This is a genomic window from Corynebacterium sp. ACRPE (genome assembly GCF_022347435.1).
Taxonomy (GTDB): Bacteria; Actinomycetota; Actinomycetes; order Mycobacteriales; family Mycobacteriaceae; genus Corynebacterium; species Corynebacterium tuberculostearicum_D.
Genome location: NZ_JAKRNA010000001.1, coordinates 172,661 through 197,566, shown reverse-complemented (window position 1 = coordinate 197,566; position 24,906 = coordinate 172,661). Strand labels below are relative to the sequence as shown.

The window sequence follows — 24,906 nt, the reverse complement described above, 5'->3', positions numbered from 1 at the left end:
GCTTTTTTAACCGGCAAAATATAGATTAAAGGACATGTCTCGCTTTAGCCCTCTCAACTGGCCGGTTGTGCGCCAGCTGCGCAGTGGCGATCCCTTCGGAAGGGATGTCAATACGCAGTCTCAAAAGAGTAAAGATAAGCATGGGCGCACCGTGGAAGCAGACCGCGTGGTGCAGTCGGTGTGCCCGTACTGTGCGGTTGGTTGTTCGCAGCGCGTTTATGTCAAAGATGACCGCGTCATCCAGGTGGAGGGCGATCCGGATTCGCCCATTTCTCGTGGACGCCTGTGCCCGAAGGGTTCTGCGTCGGAGCAGTTGATCAACTCCGCTACGCGCCTTACCAAGATCAAATATCGTGCGCCGCACTCTACGGAGTGGCAGGATCTTGATGAAGATACCGCGATGGAGATGATTGCGGATCGTTTCTTGGAGGCCCGCCGCAATGGCTGGCAGGATGTGGACGATGAAGGTCGTGCGCTCAACCGCACGATGGGCATCGCCGGTTTGGGCGGTGCGACCTTGGATAATGAGGAAAATTACCTCATCAAGAAGCTGTTTACCGCCGCTGGTGCGATTCAGCTCGAGAACCAGGCGCGCATATGACACTCCGCCACCGTTCCTAGTCTAGGAACTTCGTTTGGCCGCGGCGGCGCAACCCAACCGCTGCAGGATATGGCGAATGCGGACTGCATCGTCATTGAGGGTTCTAATATGGCCGAGTGTCACCCAGTGGGATTCCAGTGGGTGGTGGAAGCCAAGAAGCGTGGTGCACGCATCATTCACGTGGATCCGCGCTATACGCGCACGTCTGCCTTTGCGAATCGCCACATTGGCATTCGCGGCGGCACGGACGTGGTGCTTTTGGGCGCAGTCATTAACTACCTGTTGGATAATGAGCTGTACTTCCATGACTATGTGGTGGCGTATACCAATGCGCCGATGATCATTTCGGAGGACTATCAGGACACCGAAGATCTGGACGGTCTGTTCTCTGGTTATGACCCAGAGACCGGTAAGTACGTCACGGATTCGTGGCAGTACGTACAGAAGCCGGAGGGCGCGTCGTGGAATGTGGAACGCGATGAGACGCTAGAGCATCCGAATTCAGTCTTCCAGATTCTCAAGCGGCACTACGCGCGCTATACGCCTGAAGTAGTGGAGGAGACCTGCGGTATTGCGCAGGAGGACTTCTATTACCTAGCGGAGTCGATCGCGCGGAATTCCACGCCGGATCGCACCACCTGCTTTGCCTATGCGTTGGGCTTTACCCAGCACACCCTGGGTGCGCAGTTCATTCGTACAGCCGCCATCTTGCAGCTGCTCACCGGCAATGTGGGGCGCCCAGGTTCGGGAATTATGGCGTTGCGCGGTCACGCCTCGATTCAAGGCTCTACCGATATCCCGACGTTGTTCCACTCGTTGCCGGGGTATTTGCCCATGCCGAGCGTCGATAAGCAAAGCTGGCCAGAGTTCGTTGATGGAATCCGTAATGAGTCGCAGAAGGGCTTTTGGCAGATCGGTGAGAACTACGCGGTCTCGCTGATGAAGTCCTACTGGGGCGATGCGGCAACCAAGGACAACGGATGGGGATATGACCTCATGCCGCGCATTTCTGGTGCGCATTCGACCTATGAAACGCTCATGGCCATGCTGGATGAGCAGGTGGAAGGCTACTTTGTCTTTGGCCAGAACCCGGCCGTCGCGCAGTCCAATGGCGGTATGCAACGCCGTGGCTTGGCGGCGCTGAAGTGGCTGGTCGTACGCGATTTCCAGGAGATTGAGACCGCCTCCTTCTGGAAGGATTCGCCGGAGATTAAAAACGGCGAGCTTAAGACCGAGGACATCGGCACCGAGGTCTTCTTGATGCCGGCGGCCACCCACGTGGAAAAGGCGGGAACCTTTACTCAGACGCAGCGCATGCTGCAATGGCGCTTCCAGGCAGCTCCGCCGCCAGGCGATGCGAAAAGTGACCTGTGGTTCTTCTACCAGCTGGGCAAGAAGATCAAGGAGCGCCTGCGCGATTCTACCGATCCGCGAGATATTCCTCTGCAGAAGGTCACCTGGGACTATGTGGAAACCGAGGAAGGCGAGCCGAATTCTGAGGACGTCCTCAAGGAGATCAACGGCTACTACCTAGAGGGCCCGAAGAAGGGCGAGCTTTTGCCTGCCTTCGTGGAGATGAAGAATGACGGCAGCACCTCGGGCGGTTGCTGGATCTATACCGGCGTGTTTAAGGACGGCATTAATCAGTCCGCGCGCAAGGTACCGGGGTCGGAGCAAAACGAGGTAGCTCCCGAGTGGGGTTGGGTATGGCCGGCCAACCGCCGCCTGCTCTACAACCGTGCCTCGGCGAAGCCTGACGGCACGCCGTGGTCCGAGCGCAAGAAGTATGTGTGGTGGGACGCTGACCAGGGTCAATGGGTTGGCGATGACGTGCCGGACTTCCCGGCTACCAAGGCCCCGGACTACAAGGCTCCGGTCGACGCCGTGGGCCCGGACGCCCTCGATGGCACCGATGCCTTCATTATGCAGGCAGATGGCCGCGGTTGGCTCTTTGCACCGACCGGGCTTTCCGACGGCCCATTGCCCACCCACTATGAGCCGCACGAGTCCCCGGTGCACAACGTGCTGTACAAACAGCAGCAATCGCCGACGCGCCTGACCATTAAGCGCCCAGACAACCTGTCGCGCCCAGAGCCTGGTGAGCCGGGCTCGGAGGTGTTCCCGTTTGTCTTTTCCACCTATCGCCTCACCGAGATGTATACTTCGGGTGCGATGTCGCGCCGACTGCCGTATTTGGCGGAGCTGCAGCCGGGCCTTTTCTGCGAGGTCGATAAGGCCTTGGCAGAAAAGCGTGGCTTGGAAAACGGTAAGTGGGCCACGATCATCTCGCCACGCGGCGTCATTGAGGCGCAGGTCTTGGTCACTGACCGCATGCAGATGATGAAGATCAATGGTGAGGAGTTCCACCAGATCGGCTTGCCGTATCACTATGGCGAGTCCGATTCCACGGCCGTCGCAGGCGATGGTGCCAATGATTTGCTGGGCCTTACGTTGGAGCCGAACGTATTCATCCAGAATTCCAAGATCGGCGCTTGCGATATCCAGCCGGGGCGTCGCCCGCGTGGTGAGGCCCGTGTGGAGATGCTCAAGGAGTATCAGAAGCGCGCGCACCTGAACCTGGATTCCGGCAATGATCTGCTCACCGTGGATGATTCCTTCACCTATAACCCAGAGCCGCAGCAGCCCGCGGATGCGGATGAGCACGGCGAGAAGGGCGAGGAAAGCGAAGAAGGTAGGTAAATGACAAATCTTCTGACCGAAAACGCGAGCCGGCATGGCTATGACAAGTACCGCCGCATGGCCTTTTTCACCGATACTTCCGTGTGCATCGGGTGTAAGGCCTGCGAGGTGGCGTGCAAGGAGTGGAACCGCAACCCGGTTGAAGGCTATGACGTCACGGGTGATTCCTATGACAACACCGGCGCACTGGGTGCAAATACCTGGCGGCACGTGGCCTTTGTGGAGCAAAACAATGACCGCATCGAGCATGCCCGCGAGGAGGGAAAGAATCTCATTTCCCTGGGTATGCCCTCGGTAGGGGTGCAGGCCCCAAAGGTTGATACCACCCCGCCGGATACGGATACGTTCCGGTGGCTCATGTCCTCGGACGTGTGTAAGCACTGCACGCATGCGGGCTGCTTGGACGTGTGTCCTACAGGCGCGCTGTTCCGCACCGAGTTTGGCACCGTTGTGGTCCAGGATGATGTGTGCAATGGCTGCGGCACCTGCGTGGCCGGCTGCCCGTTTGGCGTCATCGAGCGCCGCGATGACGGCGGTGTGGCGCTGAAGTACGACAAGACGGCCACGGTGGATTACGTGGATAATTCCCATGCCGGCGTGAACGTGCTGAAAAAGCTGAAGCAGCTTGCCCCGCAGGGACCGGACCACACGCCAGGCGAGTCGATGCCGATCAAGAACTTGGGCGTGGCCCAAAAGTGCACCATGTGCTACGACCGCCTGAAGCAGGGCGAACAGCCAGCATGTTCTAAGACCTGTCCTACTGATTCCATCCAGTTCGGCCCGTACGAGGAGATGCTGGCCGCAGCCAAGGAACGCGTGCGCGTACTGCACGAGCAAGGCCTTACCGAGGCCCGCCTTTACGGTGCCAACCAGGACGATGGCGTGGGCGGAACTGGCTCCATCTTCCTGCTTTTGGATTCACCTGAGGTCTACGGTTTGCCGCCGGACCCGCGCGTGCCGACGGCCGATTTACCGCAGATGTATAAGACCGCAGCCAAGGCTATCGGCGGCATGGCGCTGGCCGTGGCCGGTTCCTTCCTGATTGGGGGACGCAAATGAGCAACTTTGATGAGTATCGCCCACCGCAGCCGGAGCGACGCAATCGCTACCGGAAATTCGACGGTACAAAGCCGAAGAAGAAGCGGAAGCGGCCGGGCGCCGGCGCGCAGGACGGCTCCAAAGAGGAGCGCATGGCGCAAGACTTCGAGTTCTCGTCTTACTATGGCCGCCCAGTGGTGAAGGCGCCGCCGTGGGAATGGCCTATCGGCGCCTACCTCTTTCTAGGCGGTGTGAGCGGTGGCTCGGGACTCTTGGCCGCTGGTGCACAGGCCGTGGGCAATGCGCCGCTGCGTCGCACCACGCGGATCTCTGCCTTTGGCGCGGCGGCCGTGGGATCGGTCTTTTTGATTCTGGACTTGGGCCGCCCGGAACGCGCCCTGAACATGTTCCGCGTCTTCAAGGTGACCTCGCCAATGTCCATGGGCTCGTGGATTTTGTCGGGATTTGCCAGCGCGGCCGCGCTGCCGGCCGCCGCGGAAGTGGATGCGGCGACTGACCACAAGCTGCCGTTGCCGAAGTTTGTGCGCACGGCGCTGAAGAAGTCGGCCGGGCCGGCGGGCGCGGTCGCGGGCGTACTCGGTGGTCCGCTCGCGGGCTATACCGCGGTATTGCTGTCTAATACCTCGAACCCGGTGTGGAATGACATGAAAAAGCACCTGCCGTATGTTTTCGTCTCCTCGGCGGGCGCGGCGTCGTCAGGCCTGGCTATGGTGACCACTCCGGTCGAGCACGCGGGACCGGCCCGCGCGTTGGGTATGGCCGCGGCGGCCAGCGATCTGGTGGCGACCAAGGTTCTTGAAGAAGGCATGGAGCCGGAGCCGCGCGAGGCGCTGCACGAGGGCAAGCCGGGCGCGTTGATGAAGGCTTCGGAATGCTTCATCGAGGCCGGCGGTGTCGGTAGTGCAGTGGCTGCGGTGACGAAGTCGCGGGCCGTCTCGGTAGCCGCGGGGCTATCGCTGTTGGCAGGCTCGGCGTGCACGCGCTTTGGCGTGCTTAACGCCGGGCTGGAAGCGGTGAAGAATCCGGAGACCACCATCGGGCCGCAGAAGCGCCGGGCGGAAAAGCGCCGGCGCGAGCAGGGCCTCGACCACGATGTAGTGAGCCCGGACTAGTCCAGGTCCTGCAGGACGGGGGCGAGCTCCGAGCCGATGTCTTCCATGCGTTGTTGCTCGGCTGCGGAATCGCGGCCATCGCGGTGAAGGTAGTAGTTCAGCGCCACATCGCCCACGGTGGTCACGCACGTGGTAGACACTGACTCTTCGACCGGCCAGGCAGAACAATAAAAGCGCCTGTCAGCGGCGGTGAACTCGAAGGGGGAGTACTCATTGGCGGGGCGCTGCTGGGCGGCGTTTTGGGCATCGAGGTCGTCGTGCAGCAGCTCTAAGTAACGCTGTGCCGCCTCATCGGGATCCTCGGGGCACACGAGTGCGCCCTCGGCCTCATACTTCGTCCCCAGCAGGCTGACCTGCTCCTTATCCTGTGCACGGTAGAGCACTGAGAAGGAGTGTTCATCCTCGTCGGTGGAGTGCGGGTCGAGCTTCGCCTTAGCGAGCGAATCCGGCAGGGCCTCGCGCACCGCGGCAATATCAACAGGGGAGCATTCGCTTGGCGATGCCCCCCTCGGACGAGCACCCCACCAGCCCCACCCCGGCAAGGGCGATGGAGGCGAGGGCGAGGAAAGTGGGGAGGCGTCGGCGCATCTTAGGCCTTGATATAGGCATCGCCGGTGCGCTCGGTGGTGTGGCCGATGACGGGGTAGCCGGGAACCTCGCCGATGAGGAGGAGGCCGCCGGAAGTTTGGGCGTCGGCAAGCAGCACCAGCTCTTCCTCGCTCAAGGAGGTATCGAGGTGGGGACGCACCCAGTCCAGGTTGCGGCGGGAACCGCCGGGGATGAAGCCCTCCGCCAGCGCCTCTTTCGCGCCTTCGATGGTGGGCACGGCGGAAAAGTCGAGCTCCGCGGCGATGCCGGAAGCGCGGCACATTTTGTACAGGTGGCCTAGCAACCCGAAGCCGGTGACATCCGTGGCCGCACGCACGCCCGCCTCGACCGCGGCGCGGGCGGCCTCACGGTTCAAGGTGGTCATAAAATCGACCGCGGCCTGGGAGACCTCGCCGGTGGCCTTGTGTTTGTTATTGAGGATGCCTACGCCGATGGGCTTGGTCAGCGTGATAGGAAGGCCGGGTTCGGCGGCGTCGTTGCGCATGAGCTTATCGGGGGCGACGATACCGGTGGCGGCCATACCGTAGAGCGGCTCAGGGGCGGTGATGGAATGGCCACCGGTAACGGAGATGCCGGCCTCGGTGGCTATATCCATGCCGCCGCGCAAGACCTCGCGCAGCACATCGAGTCCGAGCTTTTCATTGGGCCAGCCCACCAGGTTGATGGCGGTAACCGGGGTGCCGCCCATGGCATAGACATCAGACAGCGCATTGGCCGCGGCCACCCGTCCCCAGTCATAAGGGTCATTGAGCATAGGCGTAAAAAAGTCCGCGGTGGAGATGACCGCCAGGCCATCTTGAATCTTTACGGCTGCGGCATCATCGCCATCGTCCAAGCCAACCAGCACGTTGGGGTCGGACTTGCCAATGAGGCCTTCGACGGCGGATTCCAACTGCCCAGCGGGAATCTTGCAGGCGCAGCCGCCACCGGCCGCGAAAGAGGTGAGCTTAATATCTTCGGTCATACGGCTATTTTACTAGTTCTACGGGAGCCCCTTGCTGCGTATTAGCGGGGAATAATGCGCAGCAAAGGAATCTCCTTGAGTGCCGCAGGAGCCACCGTGGCGCACCGCGGTGAATGTAGCGTCTGGTAGGTGTCTCGGTACCGAGGAATGCCCGTGTAAGGTGAGCACACGGAGGCGTACGTGTCCTGGTGGGCGCCCCGGTCTTCAAAACCGGTGAGGCCGAGCATCTCGGTCTGGCAGGTTCGATTCCTGTCCGTCTCCGCCACTCGCGCGCAAGGAGGAATGCCACAGTGCCCACGCCCACGCCTGCTGCCAGCTCGGATCCCCGCAGGAATATCCCCCGCATGGACGAGCTGCTCCAGCTGCCGGAAGTAGAATCCGCGCGCCACCGCCTAGCCGAGCACACCATCCGCGCGATAATCCAGGGCGCAGTCACCCAAGCGCGCCGCGGTCAGCTGCCGGTCAGTGATATACCCGCAGAAATTGCGAAGCGCCTGGAACAAAAGAATGCGCATTCCCTGCAGCCGGTCATTAACGCCACCGGCGTCATCATTCATACGAACCTAGGGCGTGCCCCGCTTCCCGGCGCCGCGGTAGAGGCCCTGCACGCTGCCGCCTCCTATACGGATGTGGAAATGGACCTGGACTCGGGCAAGCGATCCAGAAATCGCGGTACCGGCGCCACGGCCGCGCTGCTCGCAGCCTGCCCCGGTGCAGAAGATGCCCTGGTGGTCAATAACGGCGCCAGCGCCTTGCTGCTGGCTACCGCTGCGCTCGCTCCCGGCAAAGAGGTCATCATCTCGCGCGGCGAGCTCATTGAGATCGGTGCGGGCTTTCGCCTGCCGGAGCTCATCGAGTCCACGGCCACGCGCCTTAAAGAAATTGGGGCGACTAACCGTACGCACCTGGCCGACTACGAGCGCGCGCTGGGCGTCAACACCGGCGCCATCTTGAAGGTGCACCCTTCCAATTTCCGCATCGAGGGCTTTACCTCCGCAGTCGGGGTAGAGGAACTGCACCGCCTAGCGGTGGAGCACGATACGCGACTCATCGTGGACTTGGGCTCCGGCCTGCTCACCCATGACCCGGCGCTGCCAGAAGAACCAGATATCCAGGCTCAGCTGCGCGCCGGGGCCGATATCGTCATAGCCTCCGGCGATAAGCTACTTGGTGGCCCGCAGGCAGGAATCTTGCTCGGCACCAAGGAAGCGATTGCCGCGGTGAAGAAGCACCCGCTGGCGCGTGCGGTGCGCATAGATAAGCTGCGCCTCAACGCGCTGGAGGCGGCCATTTCGACGCCCTCGAATGCGGTGCAGGACGCCCTCCACCTCGATCCTCAGACCCACCGCGAGCGCACGGAAGCCATCGCGCAGGCAGTTGGGGCAGAAGTGGTGCCTCATGATGGCCGCGTGGGCGGTGGCGGGGCGCCCGAATACCCGCTGCCGGGCTATGCAGTGAGCCTGCCTGAGCACTATGCGGACGCGCTGCGCCGCCAGGACCCGCCCGTGGTAGGCCGCGTGCATCAGGGCCGCTGCTTGGTGGATATTCGCTGCGTTCCCGCTCACCACGACGCCACGGTTATTGCCGCTATTAAGGCGGTGGGCTAGGTGTACGTCGTCGCTACTGCCGGCCATGTGGACCACGGCAAATCCACCCTGGTCCGGGCTCTTACGGAGATGGACCCGGACCGCTGGGAGGAAGAAAAGCGCCGCGGCCTGACCATTGATTTGGGGTTTGCCTGGACCACGCTGCCTTCTGGCGCGGATGTGGCTTTCGTAGATGTGCCCGGCCATGAAAAATTCCTGGGCAATATGCTCGCTGGCGTGGGCCCAGCCCCGGTCGTCCTCTTCGTGGTGGCGGCCGATGAGGGATGGCAGGCCCAGTCCACCGACCACCGCGATGCCTTGCGTGCGCTGGGAGTAAAGCATGGCATCATTGCGCTCACTCGCAGCGACCGCGCCACCGTGGACCGCACCGCAGAAATCCGGACGCAGCTGGCCGGTACCCCGCTTGCCGACGCCCCCATTATCCCCGTATCCGCCCCCACCGGCGAAGGCATTGCGGCGCTGCGGCAGGTGCTCGATGAGGTCCTTGCCGCTGCGCCCGCTCCCGATGAGCAGGCACCCGTGCGCCTGTGGGTGGACCGCGCCTTTAGCGTGAAGGGCGCGGGCACCGTGGTGACCGGAACGCTTTCCGCGGGCACCCTGCGCGTGGGCGATAGCCTTAAGGTGGCCGCGGCCGGTGGGGAAAGGGACGTGGAAATCCGTGGCCTCCATAGTGAAAATCGTGCGCAGGATTCACTCGGCCCCGTCACTCGCGCGGCCGTCAACCTGCGTGGGGCGGATGCCGCCGATATCCACCGCGGCGACGTGCTGCTAACCCCGGGTGCGTGGCGTATGGTGGACCACCTTGATGTGCGCCGCACCTTTGGCGCGGAGCTCGACGGGCTGCCCGATAACCTCGTCGTGCACACCGGTACTGCCGGGGTAGAGGCCCACCTGCGTCCCCTGTCCGCCGATTTCGCGCGCATCAGCCTGGCGCACCCGCAGCCGCTGCGGCTCCTTGATCGCTTCGTAGTGCGCAGCCCTGGCGGCCGGCACGTCGTCGCCGGCGTAGAGACAGTAGACCTGCGCCCGCCGGAGCTTAACCGGCGCGGAGCCGCCCGCCGCCGCGCAGAAGATCTCAGCGCCCAGCACTCATTCCGCGATCCTGCCACTTACCTGCGCCGCGTCGGCTTTGCCCGTGTGGATGACTTAGCCCGCGATGGCTTTACTACCGCAGCGCCGCCGCAAGGCATTATCGCCTTCCGCGACTGGTGGATTGCCGCCTCCCAAGTTACGCGGTGGAAGCACGCGCTTACCGACGCCCTGCACGCCCACGCCGCCGCACATCCCCTGGCACCGGGAATGCCCCGCAAGGCGGCCATGGACGCCCTCGGCCTGCAAGAAGAAGGCTTGCTGGGCCTTGCCATCGCCGCTGCGAAGGTGGAAAGCAGCGAGGGAGTGCTGCGCCTTCCCGGGCAACGGGCGGACCTCGGCGCGGCGGAGCGCGGGGTCGTTGCCATCGAGGAAAGGCTTAAGGCAGAACCTTTTGTGGCCCCCGAGGCAGATGATCTCACGGAGCTGGGCCTGGGCCCCAAGGAGCTTGCCGCCGCCGAGCGCGCCGGGCGCCTCCTGCGCCTCAAGCAGGGAATCGTGCTCTTGCCCTCGGCACCGGAGGAAGCACGCCGGCGGCTGGCCGAACTAGAGCAGCCCTTTACGCTTTCGGCAGCCCGTAAAGCGCTGGGCACCACGCGGCGGGTAGCCATCCCGCTGCTGGAATACCTCGACGCTCAGCGGATTACTCGCCGCGGCGACGGGGGCCAACGCACCCTGCGCTAACAAGGCCCCTGAGTCCGGTCGCCGCACCTATTTGCGGTGATTGCCCCCGCGGTGGTGAGAGGTTTCGCGGGCCACGCGCCGGGCTCGCACGCGCGCGGATTCGGAGGAAAAGCGGCCCGGTTCTTCGGCTACCGGCAGCGCACGCCAGCTGAAATTCTGCTCTGCTGGGATGGAGGAGACCAACTCCGCCAGCTTGGCGCTGGCCTGCGGTTGTTGTGTTTGCTCATTGTGCTGCTGAGCTGGCGCATCTGGATTAGCGGGTGCAGCCGGCTGGGCCTGTGGCCCTTTCGGGCGGCGCGAGCCGGTGGGCCGGGCCGTCACGACGGCCTCGCCGGAGAGCGTGTGCTCCCAGACCTCGGGCTGAGCCGGTGTGGCTGCGGGCGCAGCGGCGGGAATCGCAGGTTGTGGGGCAGGCACGCGCAGCGGTGGAACAGCGGGGGAGAAGAGCTCCGCGGTGGTGGCCTCATCGGCGGGGATATCGACGGCAAGCATGCCGTGGCTCGCGTAGGCGCGGGCAGAAAGCCCCGCCCCAGAACCGTTTGCCGCAGCGAATGCGGCGCGCAGTCCAGGGAGCGCGGCACTGTCGCTGAGGGGGCCGAGAACCGTATCGTCGCAGGTCGCCACCGCGGTGCCGGCAAGGTCGTCCAGTGTGACGAAAAATTGCTGCGTGCCCATCTGCTCAAGCTGAGCGGGCGATAGGTCGCCGGCGGCGGCATCGATCAGCACGCCTCGTCCGCCGGAGAGCAGCGCGGTTCCTTGCGGTTGGTCATTGACCGGCACCATCCACGGCCACAGGCCCAGTGACACGGCAACCTCGACTTGGCCGTCAACTACCTCCACGGTGGCGATCGTCTGTGGCTGTGCAGAGGAAGCCTTCAATCGCTCCAAGGCGGGATACTCCGCCGCCTCGACCTCGTCCAGAAACCCTAAGAAGCCGAAGTCTGAGCGAACGCGCCAGCCGTTGGTGTAGGTATCGGGTTCTAGGGAGACGTCGACAAGCGCAGCGTGCTTCGCCACGCCGGGGATACTCAATGCGGTGCCCAGCACTGGGTGCTCGAGGACCGCAACATGCTCCACGCCGAAGTAACTAGTCGCGAGCGGGTATAGCGCCATAGAAAGTCACTCCCAAGGTTAAAGGCCGGTAAACAATGCGTAGCTCATTTTACGCATATGGGGGATAGGGCTGGCGCCAGCTTTATATCCTGCGAGTTTCTATTAATGTGTAGACAGCTCTCTTAAAAGTGAAACCCGGAAAACAAAATAGGAGTAGAACCATCTCTTCTTTACCGTCTTCCTCATCCCGCCCTGTGCGTGGGGTGAATAATTCGGAGGAAAGCAAAAAGCGCACCCGCAACGCCAAGCGCATTCTCAAAGACATTATGTACCCGCATAATATCCACCCCGCACTGGTGCCGGGCGTTGCCATTGAGGACCAGAAGGTCAAGTATGGAGTAGACAAGCCGATCCTTTTTGTGGTCGGCGGACTGGTCGTCGCCTTCGTAATCTGGGGTGTGATTGCGCCCGAGCAGGTCTTCGATGCTTCTTCGGCAGCGCTCGATTGGGTGATGCGTAACTTGGGCTGGATCTTTACCGCCTTGGCGACGTTCCTGATGTTTTTGCTCATCATCTTGGCCATTTCAAAGTACGGCAAAATCCCTCTCGGACTAGATGGGGAGAAGCCGGAATTTTCCACGGTGAGCTGGGCTGCGATGCTCTTTGGCGCCGGCATTGGCATCGGCATTATCTTCTTCGGCCCCTTCGAGCCGCTGAGCTACTACCTTTCGCCGCGCCCTGGTGCCTATGAGGCCGCGAGCGATGAAGCGGTGCTGGGCGCCATGGCGCAGGCAGCCATGCACTGGGGCCTTAATGCGTGGGCGATTTATGCCATCGTGGGCCTGTGCGTGGCCTACGTGTCCTTCCGCCGCGGCCGCGTGCCGCTGATGAGCTCCATCCTGATGCCGCTCTTTGGCAATCGCTCCTCTGATTCCCTGCCCGCGCGCATCATCGATGGCTTAGCCATTATTGCCACTCTCTTCGGCACCGCCGCCACGCTGGGCATCGGTGCGCTGCAGATCGGCCGCGGCGTGGAATTGGTCAGCGGCTGGTCTACCACCGGCAACACCGCGGCGCTGGTAATCATCGTGGTCCTGTCCATCGGAACGATCTTCTCGGCCGTCTCCGGCGTGGCGAAGGGCATTCGGTGGCTCTCCAATATCAACCTGGTGCTGGCCATGGCCCTGGCCTTGTTCTTCTTCGTCGTGGGGCCGACCGCCTTCTTGGCCAATATGCTGCCGGCCGTGGTGATTGAATATCTCGATGAAATGCCGCAGATGCTCTCTGCCAATATGGGCCAGGGGGAAGACATGGTTGCGTTCCTGTCCTCCTGGACCACCTTCTACTGGGCTTGGTGGGTATCGTGGTCGCCATTCGTGGGCGTCTTCGTAGCCAAGATTTCGCGCGGGCGAACCATCCGCCAGTTCGTGCTCGGTGTGTTGCTTATTCCCTCGGCCATCATTGTTGCCGCTTTTACCATCCTGGGCGGTACCACCATTTGGTTGCAGCGCCGCGATGGCGATATCGCCTCAGATGGCACTATTGATTCCATGCCGGCGGCAGAAGACATCTTCTTCAAGGTCTTGGACCACTTCCCAGGAGCGGAGTGGATGGCGCCCATCGTCATCATCATGCTGGTGGTCTTCTTCATTACCACGGCTGACTCCGCATCCATTGTGAACTCGCAGCTCACCCAGCGCGGCAACCCCAAGCCCAACCCGGCAGTAACGGTCTTTTGGGTGGTATGTATGGCTGGCATTGCCGTGGTCATTTTGCTTGCCGGTGGCCGTAATGCGCTGCAGGGCCTGCAGAACCTTATTACGGTGACGGCTTTGCCTTTCGCGGTTATCATCGTGCTCATGTGCATCGCGTTGGTGCGCGAGCTGCGCCATGATCCTGCCTCCATCCGTCATTTCTACGAGGACGAAGCGGTCTCTAATGCGATCGTGCGGGGCGTGCGCGATTATGGCGATAACTTTGCCCTGTCTATCGAGCCGACAGACGGCGACTACGCAACGGGCGCGCACTTTAACTCCACTGCAGCAGAGGTGACCGATTGGTACGCGCGCACGGACGAAGAGGGCCGCGCCGTGGGCTATGACTATGAGGCGGGCGAGTATGTGGACAACGATCCATCTATCAAGAATGGCGAGTTCATCTCGCCGGTGCCGGAGGATAAGGAAGAAAATTAATACTTGACAATTATTGGCTGGTAGGGTGCCAGCTATGACTTTTAGTACCTTTGCCTTTGCCTTCGCCTTGGTGCTGCTGTCGGGTCTATCGACCTCGATTGGCGGCGCTTTGGCGGTGGGAAGGCGCCAGCCGGGGCCGGCTTTTATGGCCGCTGCACTGGGGCTTTCGGCCGGCGTGATGCTGTATGTCTCCTTTATGGAGATCCTGCCGGAAGGCATTGCGCAGCTTTCCGACGCCCTCGGCGAGGAAACCACCGGCACCTGGGCCGCCGTCGGGGCGTTCTTTGCTGGCATCGCCGTCATCGCCATCATTGACCGGCTCGTGCCGGAGGAGATTAACCCCCATGAGCCGGCCACCACGGCCGAAGAAGCCCGCCGCAAGAAGCTAATGAAAACCGGCGTATTTACCGCCTGCGCGCTGGGCCTGCACAATTTCCCCGAGGGGTTTGCCACCTTCCTATCCGGCCTGGATTCTAAGGAAGTTGCGGTGCCGGTGGCGGTGGCCATCGCCATTCACAATATCCCGGAAGGCATTGCGGTGGCTGTTCCGCTGCGCGAGGCCACTGGCTCCCGCAAGAAGGCCTTTTGGTGGGCCACCTTGTCTGGCCTGGCCGAGCCGCTCGGCGCGCTCATCGGCTTCGGCCTTCTCATGCCGGTTATTGGTCCGGCGACGATGGGCATTAGCTTCGCCGCCATCGCCGGCATTATGGTCTTTATCTCGCTGGATGAGCTATTGCCCACCGCGGAGGAGACCGGCGAGCACCATCACGCCATTTACGGCTTGATTGCCGGCATGGCCGTGATGGCGGTTTCGCTGATGCTATTTATGTAGCCGGCTATGCAGCCGGGCTACGGAGCGTTAAGCTTCCGCCGGCTCGGCAGAAGTGGCCGAAGTCTTGCCAAAGGAGGCCTTAACCGCCATCACGATGGTGGCAACGACTACGCCAAGCACCAGGCCGCAGACCATGGACATGCCGGTATCTGCCAGCCATGCCAGGGCGCCATTGGAGATATTCTCGGTCGTGGACGCGATGAATTCGTGGGGCTGATCCATGCCGAACTCGTGCAGGCCCTTGACCACGATATGGCCGCCTACCCACAGCATGGCGGCGGTACCGATGACGCCGATGATATCCAGCACGATCGGCATGCCCTTGACCAAGGCGTTGCCCACCGTGGACTTGCCATCGTGGCGCTTATTGAGGGCCATGCCAATATCGTCCATCTTGACCAAAAGGCCAACGGCGCCGTAGACACCCAGGGTCAGCAAGATGCCGACGAAGATGAGGGCACCCAGGCGCATCCAAAATGGCTCGTTGATGACCTCATTAAGGGAAATGACCATGATCTCGGCAGACAAGATGAGGTCGGTGGTGATAGCGGACTTAACTAGGCTGTCCTCGGCATCGGCGCCCTTTTCCTGGACTGACTCGGTCTCCTTTTCCCGGTGGGGGAGAACGTGGTGCAGGATCTTCTCCGCACCTTCAAAGCACAAGAAAGTACCGCCGCACATCAGGATGGGGGTGAGTGCCCACGGTGCGATCCAAGAGAGGATCATGGCGATGGGCAAGATGATGACGAGCTTATTGATGAGCGAGCCCTTGGTGATGCGCCAGATCATCGGAAGCTCGCGCTGGGGCTTAATTCCCTCCACGTATTGTGGGGTTACGGCAGCATCATCGACTACCACACCTGCGGCCTTCACGGAGGTCTTACCCGCAAGGGCGGCCACATCGTCAACGCTAGAGGCAGCGGAGCGGGCGATCAGGGCGACGTCGTCAAGCAGGGCAAAAAGGCCACCAGCCATAAATTATCCTTCTGGGGTTAGGGTGATGTTATCGGACCACGTTAAGTGTATTCCCTGATGCGCCAACCAAGCCATCGCATCATCACCGCTGCGAGTAATGCCCTCGACCGCGGCAAGTGTAGTGTCGATCGCTTTCTCGGCGTCTTCGGCAGAAATCAAGCCGGCGGAGGTAGCGGCAGAGAGTTCATCAATATCGAGCACGGAAATGGGCTCGCCGCGCGTGGCTACTAGATCCACATAAAGGTCGCGGGTGGTCCACACCGTGCCATCGCGTTGGATTTCGGCCACATCAATATAAAAGTCCTGGTCGACGTCTACACCGGGGCGGAAATGGAAGATATTGGCGCGCAGGTTGAGATCGGGCAGCAGCCACGATTCCAGGTAACCAAAGCGCGGGTGATCGGCGCCGCGAGCCATGTAGAGGCCGAAATCCGTCTCGGTGTACGTGTCGACCTCGCGCAGGAATCCCTTGGGATCGGTATTGGTGTACTCGGCGGTATTAAAGGTCTCGCGCTTGACCGGATGGAGATCCACCGGCATCTACTTCACCTCAAGGAAGGCGGCGGTCGGGGCAAAATTGCAGCGGGATTCCTGGGTGTTCACGCCGCCAGAAAGCAGCGCGATGACGGTGCCCTTGCCGGTCTGGGCGGTGCCGGACAAGGTGGTAGGGCCGTCCTGATTGATGCCATTGTTATTCAGTGGGGTGACACCGCTGCGCAGGGTGTCAAGGTTGAACCACTGCACGTTCATCCCGCCTTGTTCGCGCGCGGCCGGTGGGGTGCCAAGAGCGGTGAAGAGGAATACGGTTTCACCGGGCTTTGCGCCCGGTGCCGGCATTTCGGTGGGGCCGGGAACGGCGATGGCCGAGCCCATGGCATCGCTGGTGCCGTCGATGCAGTGTGCGGAGACCGTGGGCCAGTAGAACTGGCGGAAGTTCGGGTTATTGCCCTCCGGCATGGCTACCCCGTCCTTGCCATCGCCGCCGCCGGCGAAGAACGCGAGGCCCGAGAGGATAGCGTTGCGAACATCCTCGGGAATCCACGGTTGTGCCGCAAAAGCGCGGATGCGGTCCTGGGTTTCCTGGTTGGGGCGGCCGAGCTCGTCCAGTGGGCTATGGGAGGACGCCTGCTGCACCAAGGAAGAAAGATCCGGTGCGGAAGCCTGCGCTGGGGCGACGAGGGGAGAGGCGAGGCCGATGAGCGCGGCCGTGGCAGCGGCGATATAACCGGTGCGGCCGGACAGGCGCCAGGTGGTGCGGGCGTGGCTCACGTTATCAATTCCTTGGGTGCGGTCTCGGGAAGGGCGGTTAAACCCCAGTTGTCACATTTGTAACAATATTACCTACAGTAACGATAGTGATGGCTGGGGGAGTGTCAAGTGCTTTGGCAATCTATAAGATTTAATCTATAAGATTTTTCGCCCGTTCTATACGGTGCGTTACGGGGTAAAGCCATCCCCAATGCTGCACTTGGCCCTTTAAGGGGGTATCGTGGGAGCTCGTTCAAGATCAATTTCGCGCGCGCAAGCGCTGTAGATCCTCCGAAGGAGAACCCCACTAGTGAGTAATACCGAGTTCCGTAATGTTGCCATCGTCGCGCACGTTGACCATGGCAAGACCACCCTGGTCAACGGCATGCTGGAGCAGTCCGGCGCCTTTGGTGACCACGGTGAACACACGGACCGCGTCATGGACTCCAATGATCAGGAGCGCGAGCGCGGCATTACCATTCTGGCCAAGAACACGGCCATTCACCGCAAGGGCCTGGGCAAGGACGGCCAGGACCTGATTATTAACGTCATCGACACCCCAGGCCACGCCGACTTCGGTGGCGAGGTCGAGCGCGGTATTTCCATGGTGGATGGCGTTGTCTTGCTCGTCGATGCCTCCGAGGGTCCGCTGCCGCAGACCCGCTTCGTGCTCACCAAGGCACTAGAAGCCAAGCTGCCGGTTATCATCTGCGTGAACAAGACTGACCGCCCAGATGCCCGCATCGACGAGGTTGTCTCCGAGTCTCAGGACCTGCTGCTGGAAATCGCCGCCGGCCTGGAGGACGAGGAAGCTGCGGCCGCCGCCGAGGAGCTGCTGGACCTTCCGGTTCTCTACGCTTCCGGCCGCGCCGGCGTTGCCTCCACCGAGAACCCAGGCGATGGCAACGTCCCTGAAGGCGAGGATCTGCAGCCGCTTTTCGACGTCATCTACAACGTCCTCCCAGAGCCCTCCGCTACCGTCGACGCCCCGCTGCAGGCGCACGTGACCAACCTGGACGCCTCCGACTTCCTGGGCCGTATCGCGCTGCTGCGCATCTACGCCGGCCGCATCAAGAAGGGCCAGCAGGTGGCCTGGATCCACTACGACGAGGATGGCAACCAGCACACCAAGACCGTGAAGGTCGCCGAGCTGCTGCGCACCGTTGGCTTCGAGCGCCAGCCCGCGGAGGAGGCCATCGCCGGCGATATCGTAGCCATTTCCGGTATCTCCGATGTCATGATTGGTGACACCATCGCCGATCCGGAAAACCCTGAGGCTCTGCCGCGCATCACCGTGGACGAGCCGGCCATCTCCATGACCATCGGCGTCAATACCTCCCCGATGGCAGGACAGGGCGGTGGCGATAAACTTACCGCGCGTATGGTCAAGGCCCGGTTGGAGCAGGAGCTTATCGGTAACGTGTCCCTGCGCGTGCTGCCTACCGAGCGCCCCGATGCTTGGGAGGTCCAGGGCCGCGGCGAGATGGCGCTATCCGTGCTCATCGAGTCCATGCGCCGCGAGGGCTTCGAGCTGACCATCGGCAAGCCGCAGGTTGTGACCAAGGAAATCGACGGCAAGACCTACGAGCCATACGAGATCCTCACCATTGACTCCCCGTCCGAGCACCAGGGCGCTATTACCCAGCTGTTGGCTGGCCGCAAGGGTCAGATGCAGGCCATGGACGTTCGCGAGGGCGACTGGGTGCGCATGGTCTTCCGCGTTCCTGCTCGCGGTCTCATTGGCTTCCGCACCCAGTTCATGACCGAGACACGTGGTGCCGGCATTGCCAACTCCATTTCCGACGGCCTGGATGTCTGGGCCGGCGAGATCAAGTCCCGCCCGACCGGCTCTCTCGTGGCTGACCGTACCGGCCAGATCACTCAGTACGCGCTGATGCAGCTGGCTGACCGCGGCAACTTCTTCGTCGAGCCGGGCGCCGAGGCTTATGAGGGCATGGTCGTTGGTGCCAATAACCGCGATGAGGATATTGACATCAACATCACCAAGGAAAAGAAGCTGACCAATATGCGCTCCGCTACTGCGGATGCCACCGTCACCCTGGCCAAGGCGCACACCCTCTCCTTGGAAGAAGCACTGGAATTCTGTGGTAACGACGAGTGCGTCGAGGTCGCCCCGGACGTCCTGCGCGTGCGCAAGGTGGAGCTTTCCGCTACCGACCGCAAGCGTGCTGCTGCTCGCAAGAAGCAGATGAATAAGTAATAAGCCGCACCCTAGGTGGTGGTGATTGCCGCTGATGTGGCCACCATCGCCGCAACCGCTGCCGCCTCCTCAACTACGGCCTTGACCGCTGAGGAGGCGGTTTTGTCATACTCCACCTCTTTTTTGATGTCCTGAATGCGTGCCCGCATCTCCCGGCGCTTCATTCCCTCCGCATTGTTTTTCAGCAGGGTATAGGCGCCGCTGACCTCGCGGAGAATATCGAGAATAATGACGTCGTTGACCTCGGCCGGCCGCTGCGCCTCCAGCACCGCAACCAACCGTTCGCGCAGTTCCTTTTCCAGCTCCAAGTCCGTCATGATGTAGCGGTCGCCGCTTATCTGCCACCACTTGGCCTTTTCCACGTCGAGCTGTCCATTTGCGTGGAAATCCAACGCGATGATTTCCCGCGGGGTAAACCACGAGGCCTCCAAGAGGCTCTGCATGCTGGTGGCTTTGTGTTGCTGCAGCTCCTCCCAGGCCCAAGCCAACACGGGGTGCTCTGGGCGCTGTGGAGTGGTCTCTACCTTCTTCTTCTCACCGAGCTCTACGTGACCGCCCAGCAGCAGGTCCGCGAGTACGGTGGCGCGCAGGGCGGCCTCATTATTGGATACCCAGTCTTCCTTCTTGCCGTTGTCCTTGGTTAGTAGAAGGAACATTTCTTGGCAGATGAGCATCGGGGCCTCCTTAAAAGTTGCGGTCTATGGCCGAGTCTAGCGCCAATAATCTTCGTTTCGGCGGGGGAGAGGGACTAAAGTAGTCCGCGATGAAAAAGAATCCGGCTTCACCAAGGCGCGCGGCGTCGGCAATCGCAGCGGTACTCAGCACCGCCAGCCTTGCACTACTTAGCGCCTGCGCGGCTAACCCCGGCCCACCACCGGTGGTGGAGGAAAATGCCTCCGTGCTGCAAGAAGATCAGACCACCACCACGCCTACCCCGGAAGAAGAGCAGCCGCAGGATGCCGACTCCGCCAAGCGCCCCACCATCTCGGTGGGCGTGGACCCCTTGCGCGCGGGATTGAACCCGCACCTGGTGGCCAATAACTCCGAGCTGGTCGACCAGATTGCAGAACTGGTGCTGCCCTCAGCGTTCCACAACGGGCAAAGGGACGCCGATATCCTCGAATCCGCCTCTGAGGTCACCGCGCCTAAGGGCGTGGTGCAGCGGGTGCGCTACGTCATTGCCTCGCCCGCACAATGGTCCGATGGCACACCCATTTCCGGTGCGGACTTTAGCTACCTGTGGAAGCAGATGACCACTACCGCCGGTGTGCGCGATCCTTCCGGCTACCACGCCATATCGGCTGTTAATACCTCCGATGGCGGCCGCGTAGTCACCGTGGATTTCTCCGAGAAGGTGAAAGATTGGCACCTGCTTTTTCATAATTTGTTGCCTTCCCACCTGCTGCAGGACGATAACTTCGGCTCCGCCTTGGCCGATAAGATTCCGGCATCGGCCGGGCGCTTCCTCGTCGATAGCGTGGACCGCGGCCGCGGAGTCATTACCTTGAACCGGAACGACCGCTTCTGGGGTGCCAATCCGGCGCAGGTGGACGTCATTCAGCTGCGCGAGGTGCGCGATAGCACCCAGGCGCTTAATATGCTGCGCTCCGGGCAGATTGGTTTCGCGGACTTCACGCCTGGCCAAACCTCGCAGGAAGCACTGGGCCTTTTGGGGCATGTTTCCGATAAGACACTGACCCGCCCGCGCCAACTGCGCCTGCACATGTCCACCGCGGATGAAGCTCTGGAAGAAAGGGCCGCGCGCCGCGGATTGGCCTCGCTGATTGATACGGACCAGGTCGCGCGCTTGGCCACCGGCCGCGCCTCCAACCTCGAACCGGGGAATAACCCCATTAGTAAGGACACGGATCTCACTGCGCTGCGCACTCGCGCTAGTAAGAAGCCGATTCGCTTTGCGGTAGACCCCACCAGCCCCACGGCCTTGGCCGCGGCCAATACGCTTTATGACGTCCTCGAAGCCCACGGGATCGCCGCCGAGGTGGTGTCCGAGCGCCTGACCACGATCACCTCCAAGCTCCTGCCCGAAGGTGAGGTGGATGCGGTAGTGACCTGGGAGGATATCTCCCTGAACTCGGTGGCCGCGGCAAATATCTTCAGCTGCGATGACAAGCAGCCGCTCGCCGGCGACCTGTCCGGAATCTGCCCGGAGAACGCGGAGGAGATTCGCGAGGAGATTTTATCCGGCGCCCTGAGCCCAAAGGAAGCACTCGGACGCATTCGCGATGTGAACTCTAAAGAAGCTCTCTACGTGCCTTTGGTGGATGAGACGCGTATCCACGCGCTCGGGGAGGGTATTGTAGGCCCCGGCCAAAGCATCGATGATTGGGACGAGGGTCTTATCACCGCGCCCCGCTGGAGGATAGATGAAGACTAAGGACCTAACCGGCTACCGCGTGGTGGCAGTGCACGCCCACCCGGATGATGAAACCCTCTTTATGGGTGGCACCCTGGCAACTCTAGCCGCACGCGGCGCCGAGGTTATCGTCATTACGCTTACCTTGGGCGAGGACGGCGAGGTCATCGGCGAGCCTTACCAAGGCTTGGCCGATCATGATCAGCTCGGCGGTTTCCGCGCCCGCGAATTGGCCAATGCCCTCGATGCCCTGGGCGTCAAGGGCATCCAACTGGGCGGTTTCGGCCACTTCCATGACTCCGGCATGGCAGGCTCTCCCTCGCACGAGAACCCGCGTGCACTGGTCAATCGCATCGAGGAGGCGGCCGATTTCCTGAGCGACGAGCTCGAGGCGATTCACCCCCACGCCATCTTGACCTACGGGCCCGATGGCGGCTATGGCCACCCGGACCACATTGCGGTGCATAAGGCGGTGATGAAGGCGGCGTCGCCAAGCACGCGCATTTGGTACGGCATTTTTGAACGCGCCGCCAACTATGCCGGTTTGGACACCCTCGATGCGCCGGCGGGGTGGACCAAGCCCAGCCAGGAGTACCTAGACAATTTCACCAACGAGGGCGCGGACGTCACCGTCGCTCTTTCCGACGCCGCCCTGGACGCCAAGCGCTGCGCTATGCGCGCCCACGCCTCCCAAATCTGGGTGGCCGATGGCACCACCACCCGCACCAACCCCGAGGCCGCCGTGGCCGCGCTGCACGAACCCGAGCACGTGCCCGGAGCCTATGGCCTATCCAACCTGCTGGTCATGCCCCTGCTGCGCGCCGAGTACTTCCAGCTGGGCCAGGGTGAGCCGGCCGATGACTTGCTGGGCGGCCTATAATGCGCACGGATTTTAGTCGCGGCGAGCAGGTCACCGGCCTAGTGTGGCTGGCCATCGGCGCGTTGCTATCGGTCTTTCTTGAGGTCATCTACCTCACCGCCCGCATTCCGCTATCCAATGGGGCGAGTGTGGCTTTTCCCATCACCATCCTGCTTGCGTGGTGGTTTAACTCCGTGCTCACCCGCACCGCCCGGCTATGGAGCCCCGCGCCGATGGTCGGCGCCATCCCGCTCATCGTTTGGTGCCTGGGCTTTTTCGCCTTCATGCTCCTCGTACCGATGACAGGAGACATGCTCTTGGCCAATAATATTCTCAGCCTGCTCCTGCTTTTGGCCGGGATAGGCGGGGGCGTTTGGCCATTTTTCAAGCAGAAGTGACATACTGTTAAACATCCCAAATCCGAGAAATCAGGAAGCTTCAAGGAATCTCCATGACTTATACGATCGCACAGCCTTGCGTTGACGTAATGGACCGCGGCTGCGTTGAGGAATGCCCTGTTGACTGCATCTATGAGGGCAAGCGCATGCTCTACATCCACCCGGATGAGTGCGTGGACTGCGGCGCCTGCGAGCCGGCTTGCCCAGTCGAGGCCATCTTCTACGAGGATGACGTTCCCGATGAGTGGCTGGACTACAACGACGCCAACGCGGCCTTCTTCGATGACCTGGGCTCCCCGGGCGGCGCGGCAGCCCTTGGGCCACAGGACTTTGACGTCCCGATGATTGCCGCGCTTCCGCCACAGAATCAGGAGTAAGACATGGCACGCACACCGCTAGGAAAGACGCTTCCAGACTTCCCCTGGGATTCGCTGGCCGGCGCCAAGAAGAAGGCCCAGGCCCACCCGGGTGGAATCGTTGACCTCTCGGTGGGCAACCCCGTTGACCCTGTGTCCCCGGGCGTGCAGCTCGCGTTGACCGCGGCCGCGCAGAACCCTGGTTACCCGCAGACCGCCGGCACCCCGGAGCTGCGCGAGGCCATCGCCGCCGCGCTCACCCGCCGCTATAACATGCAGGTTGACCGCGTCCTACCGGTGGTCGGCACCAAGGAGGCCATCGCCTGGCTGCCCACGCTTCTGGGTATGCGCGGCGAGACCGTCGCCTTCCCCTCGGTGGCCTATCCCACCTATGAGGTGGGCGCCTTGCTCGCCGGTGCTAAGCCGCTGCGCGCGGATTCCGATTTCCAGGATGCCTCCCTGGTCTTTTTGAATTCGCCCTCCAATCCCACCGGCCGCGTCCTCGGCGTGGAGGAGCTGCGCCGCATCGTGGCGTGGGCACGGGAGACCGGCGCCATCATCGCCTCCGATGAGTGCTATATGAGCCTGGGCTGGAACGACGATAATCCGCCGGTGTCCATCCTTGATCCGCGCGTGACCGATGGCGATAACACCGGCCTCATCGCCATGCATTCGCTGTCCAAGACGGCGAATATGGCCTCCTACCGCGCCGGCTTCTTCGCGGGCGATAACGAGCTCATCGCCGAGCTGCTGCAGCTGCGCAAGCACGCTGGCCTCATCGTTCCAGGCCCCATCCAGGCCGCCATGGTCGCCGCGCTAAACGACGACGACACCGAGGCCCTCCAGCGCAACCGCTACGCCTCCCGCCGTGCGGTGCTCATGCACGCGCTTGTCGACGCCGGCTTTACCATCGACCACTCCGATGCCGGCCTGTACTTGTGGGCCACCCGGGGCGAGAATTGCCGCGAGACCATCGACTGGCTGGCTGAGCGCGGCATCCTCGCTGCCCCGGGCGACTTCTACGGCCCGGCCGGCGAGAAGCACGTGCGCATCGGCCTCAATGGCGCCGATGAGCGCATCGATGCCGCCGTCGACCGCCTCGCCGGTGCCTAATTCGGGCAGGCCTCCCGCCCGCGCGGGCATCTCCCCGCGCAAAACGGTCCTGCGTGGCCGCGTGCCGGAGGAAGGGGAGTACTTCGCCGCCCGTGCCGGCGACTCTCCCTTTTCGCCCGGCACCGTGCTGCCGCCCGGCGCCGCACTTTCACACCCCGTGCCCGCCTGGTACCACCCCTCCGTTCCTCCGGAATGCCCGATTCCTTTCGACTACTCCGTGGTCCACGCCGACCGCGACCTCATCGTGGCCGATAAGCCGCACTTCCTGCCCACGACCACCAACGGCCGCCTCCAACGCGAAACGCTGCAAACGCGCCTGCGCGTGGACTTTGGCGAGGACGACATCGTACCCCTGCACCGCCTGGATCGCCTGACCGCTGGCCTCGTCATCTGCTCCCGCAATCCCGAAACCCGCGCCGCCTACCAGCGCATCTTCCTGGAGGGGAGTGCGGTGAAGAGGTATCGGGGCGTCGTCAAGCAGCCGCTTTTCATAGACCGGGAAATTGACCTGCGCATGCGCAAGCCCCGCGGAGCGCGCCAGGTGCTCGTGGCCCCCGAAGGCACACTGACCTCCACGTACGTACGCGCGGCCGGCCGGGAGGTGACCATGTGGCCGCGCACCGGCCATACCCACCAGCTGCGCGTGCTGCTCAATTACCTCGGCCACCCACTGCTTGGCGACGATACCTATCCTACCCCGCGCAAGCTCGACCTCTATGACTTCCGAACCCCGCTCGCCCTGCTCCACGAGGCTATAACTTTTATAGATCCTCTATCACATTCCGAGCGTCAATTTTTCAGTTCCCAGGCTTTAAGAACTACAATCGAGTAGTTATTTAATCACTGGCTAGAAAGGCGGC

Annotated in this window: 21 protein-coding genes and 1 tRNA gene; 15 read left to right on the top strand and 7 right to left on the bottom strand. The window is 62.2% G+C overall.

Features of this window, described 5'->3' with window-relative positions:
* Positions 1-34: 34 nt before the first annotated feature.
* Genes fdnG through nrfD form a run of 3 tightly spaced genes read left to right on the top strand, consistent with a single transcriptional unit; the run spans position 35 to position 5,472 of the window.
* On the top strand, positions 35-3,301 hold the full coding sequence (gene fdnG, locus MHY13_RS00925) for a formate dehydrogenase-N subunit alpha (RefSeq protein WP_239280092.1): 3,267 nt from the start codon (positions 35-37) through the stop codon (positions 3,299-3,301).
* Complete coding sequence (locus MHY13_RS00920) at positions 3,302-4,360, top strand: 4Fe-4S dicluster domain-containing protein (RefSeq protein ID WP_239280090.1); 1,059 nt, start codon at positions 3,302-3,304, stop codon at positions 4,358-4,360.
* A complete protein-coding gene (nrfD, locus tag MHY13_RS00915) occupies positions 4,357-5,472 on the top strand; it encodes an NrfD/PsrC family molybdoenzyme membrane anchor subunit (protein ID WP_239192553.1) in 1,116 nt (371 codons plus the stop codon). The genes MHY13_RS00920 and nrfD overlap by 4 nt, the downstream gene beginning before the upstream one ends.
* Here the strand turns inward: nrfD and MHY13_RS00910 are convergent.
* Positions 5,469-5,936, bottom strand: coding sequence for a hypothetical protein (locus MHY13_RS00910; protein WP_239192551.1), 468 nt, complete (start codon positions 5,934-5,936; stop codon positions 5,469-5,471). The genes nrfD and MHY13_RS00910 overlap by 4 nt on opposite strands.
* 125 nt (positions 5,937-6,061) lie before the next feature.
* Positions 6,062-7,045 (bottom strand): selenide, water dikinase SelD, encoded by a 984-nt coding sequence (gene selD, locus MHY13_RS00905; RefSeq protein WP_239280088.1) that lies wholly within the window; start codon positions 7,043-7,045, stop codon positions 6,062-6,064.
* A gap of 170 nt (positions 7,046-7,215) precedes the next feature.
* On the opposite strand from selD, the gene MHY13_RS00900 reads away from it, so the two are divergent.
* The 3 genes from MHY13_RS00900 to selB all read left to right on the top strand — a co-directional run bounded on the left by MHY13_RS00900 (position 7,216) and on the right by selB (position 10,425).
* Positions 7,216-7,310, top strand: a tRNA-Sec gene (locus tag MHY13_RS00900).
* Between the two features lie 25 nt (positions 7,311-7,335).
* Positions 7,336-8,652, top strand: a complete 1,317-nt coding sequence (gene selA, locus MHY13_RS00895; RefSeq protein ID WP_316987277.1) for an L-seryl-tRNA(Sec) selenium transferase — start codon at positions 7,336-7,338, stop codon at positions 8,650-8,652.
* Positions 8,653-10,425, top strand: coding sequence for a selenocysteine-specific translation elongation factor (selB, locus tag MHY13_RS00890; RefSeq protein ID WP_239192545.1), 1,773 nt, complete (start codon positions 8,653-8,655; stop codon positions 10,423-10,425).
* A gap of 27 nt (positions 10,426-10,452) precedes the next feature.
* Here selB and MHY13_RS00885 read toward each other — a convergent pair whose 3' ends face one another.
* Entirely contained in the window at positions 10,453-11,538 is a 1,086-nt protein-coding gene (locus tag MHY13_RS00885; RefSeq protein WP_239192542.1) for a hypothetical protein, read from the bottom strand.
* A gap of 194 nt (positions 11,539-11,732) precedes the next feature.
* Between MHY13_RS00885 and MHY13_RS00880 the strand changes: the two genes are divergently transcribed.
* Entirely contained in the window at positions 11,733-13,670 is a 1,938-nt protein-coding gene (locus MHY13_RS00880) for a BCCT family transporter (RefSeq protein WP_239280079.1), read from the top strand.
* Positions 13,671-13,704: 34 nt separating this feature from the next.
* Complete coding sequence (zupT, locus tag MHY13_RS00875; RefSeq protein ID WP_150851315.1) at positions 13,705-14,502, top strand: zinc transporter ZupT; 798 nt, start codon at positions 13,705-13,707, stop codon at positions 14,500-14,502.
* A 27-nt stretch (positions 14,503-14,529) separates the two neighbouring features.
* On the opposite strand, the gene MHY13_RS00870 is transcribed toward zupT, so the two are convergent.
* The 3 genes from MHY13_RS00870 to MHY13_RS00860 are packed head-to-tail and all read right to left on the bottom strand — an operon-like array spanning position 14,530 to position 16,746.
* The gene (locus MHY13_RS00870) at positions 14,530-15,477 is read right to left on the bottom strand and encodes a DUF808 domain-containing protein (RefSeq protein ID WP_239192536.1); all 948 of its coding nucleotides are present in this window, start codon (positions 15,475-15,477) and stop codon (positions 14,530-14,532) included.
* Between the two features lie 3 nt (positions 15,478-15,480).
* Positions 15,481-16,017, bottom strand: coding sequence for a DUF402 domain-containing protein (locus MHY13_RS00865; RefSeq protein WP_204609571.1), 537 nt, complete (start codon positions 16,015-16,017; stop codon positions 15,481-15,483).
* The gene (locus tag MHY13_RS00860) at positions 16,018-16,746 is read right to left on the bottom strand and encodes a hypothetical protein (RefSeq protein ID WP_204609569.1); all 729 of its coding nucleotides are present in this window, start codon (positions 16,744-16,746) and stop codon (positions 16,018-16,020) included. It abuts the gene before it with no gap.
* A gap of 289 nt (positions 16,747-17,035) precedes the next feature.
* On the opposite strand from MHY13_RS00860, the gene typA reads away from it, so the two are divergent.
* Positions 17,036-18,946 carry a translational GTPase TypA gene (gene typA, locus MHY13_RS00855; RefSeq protein ID WP_239192530.1) on the top strand — a complete coding sequence of 637 codons (1,911 nt, stop codon included), beginning with the start codon at positions 17,036-17,038 and terminating at the stop codon, positions 18,944-18,946.
* Between the two features lie 11 nt (positions 18,947-18,957).
* On the opposite strand, the gene MHY13_RS00850 is transcribed toward typA, so the two are convergent.
* Entirely contained in the window at positions 18,958-19,620 is a 663-nt protein-coding gene (locus tag MHY13_RS00850) for a GPP34 family phosphoprotein (RefSeq protein ID WP_239192528.1), read from the bottom strand.
* A gap of 89 nt (positions 19,621-19,709) precedes the next feature.
* On the opposite strand from MHY13_RS00850, the gene MHY13_RS00845 reads away from it, so the two are divergent.
* Genes MHY13_RS00845 through MHY13_RS00820 form a run of 6 tightly spaced genes read left to right on the top strand, consistent with a single transcriptional unit; the run spans position 19,710 to position 24,878 of the window.
* The gene (locus MHY13_RS00845) at positions 19,710-21,341 is read left to right on the top strand and encodes an ABC transporter family substrate-binding protein (RefSeq protein WP_239228036.1); all 1,632 of its coding nucleotides are present in this window, start codon (positions 19,710-19,712) and stop codon (positions 21,339-21,341) included.
* Positions 21,331-22,200, top strand: a complete 870-nt coding sequence (locus MHY13_RS00840; RefSeq protein WP_239192522.1) for a PIG-L family deacetylase — start codon at positions 21,331-21,333, stop codon at positions 22,198-22,200. The genes MHY13_RS00845 and MHY13_RS00840 overlap by 11 nt, the downstream gene beginning before the upstream one ends.
* Positions 22,200-22,577 carry a hypothetical protein gene (locus MHY13_RS00835; protein WP_005327488.1) on the top strand — a complete coding sequence of 126 codons (378 nt, stop codon included), beginning with the start codon at positions 22,200-22,202 and terminating at the stop codon, positions 22,575-22,577. The genes MHY13_RS00840 and MHY13_RS00835 overlap by 1 nt, the downstream gene beginning before the upstream one ends.
* Positions 22,578-22,630: 53 nt before the next feature.
* Entirely contained in the window at positions 22,631-22,954 is a 324-nt protein-coding gene (gene fdxA / locus MHY13_RS00830; protein ID WP_005327491.1) for a ferredoxin, read from the top strand.
* Positions 22,955-22,957: 3 nt separating this feature from the next.
* The gene (gene dapC / locus MHY13_RS00825) at positions 22,958-24,046 is read left to right on the top strand and encodes a succinyldiaminopimelate transaminase (RefSeq protein ID WP_239192520.1); all 1,089 of its coding nucleotides are present in this window, start codon (positions 22,958-22,960) and stop codon (positions 24,044-24,046) included.
* On the top strand, positions 24,003-24,878 hold the full coding sequence (locus MHY13_RS00820; RefSeq protein WP_239280077.1) for a pseudouridine synthase: 876 nt from the start codon (positions 24,003-24,005) through the stop codon (positions 24,876-24,878). The genes dapC and MHY13_RS00820 overlap by 44 nt, the downstream gene beginning before the upstream one ends.
* The last annotated feature ends 28 nt before the right edge of the window (positions 24,879-24,906 follow it).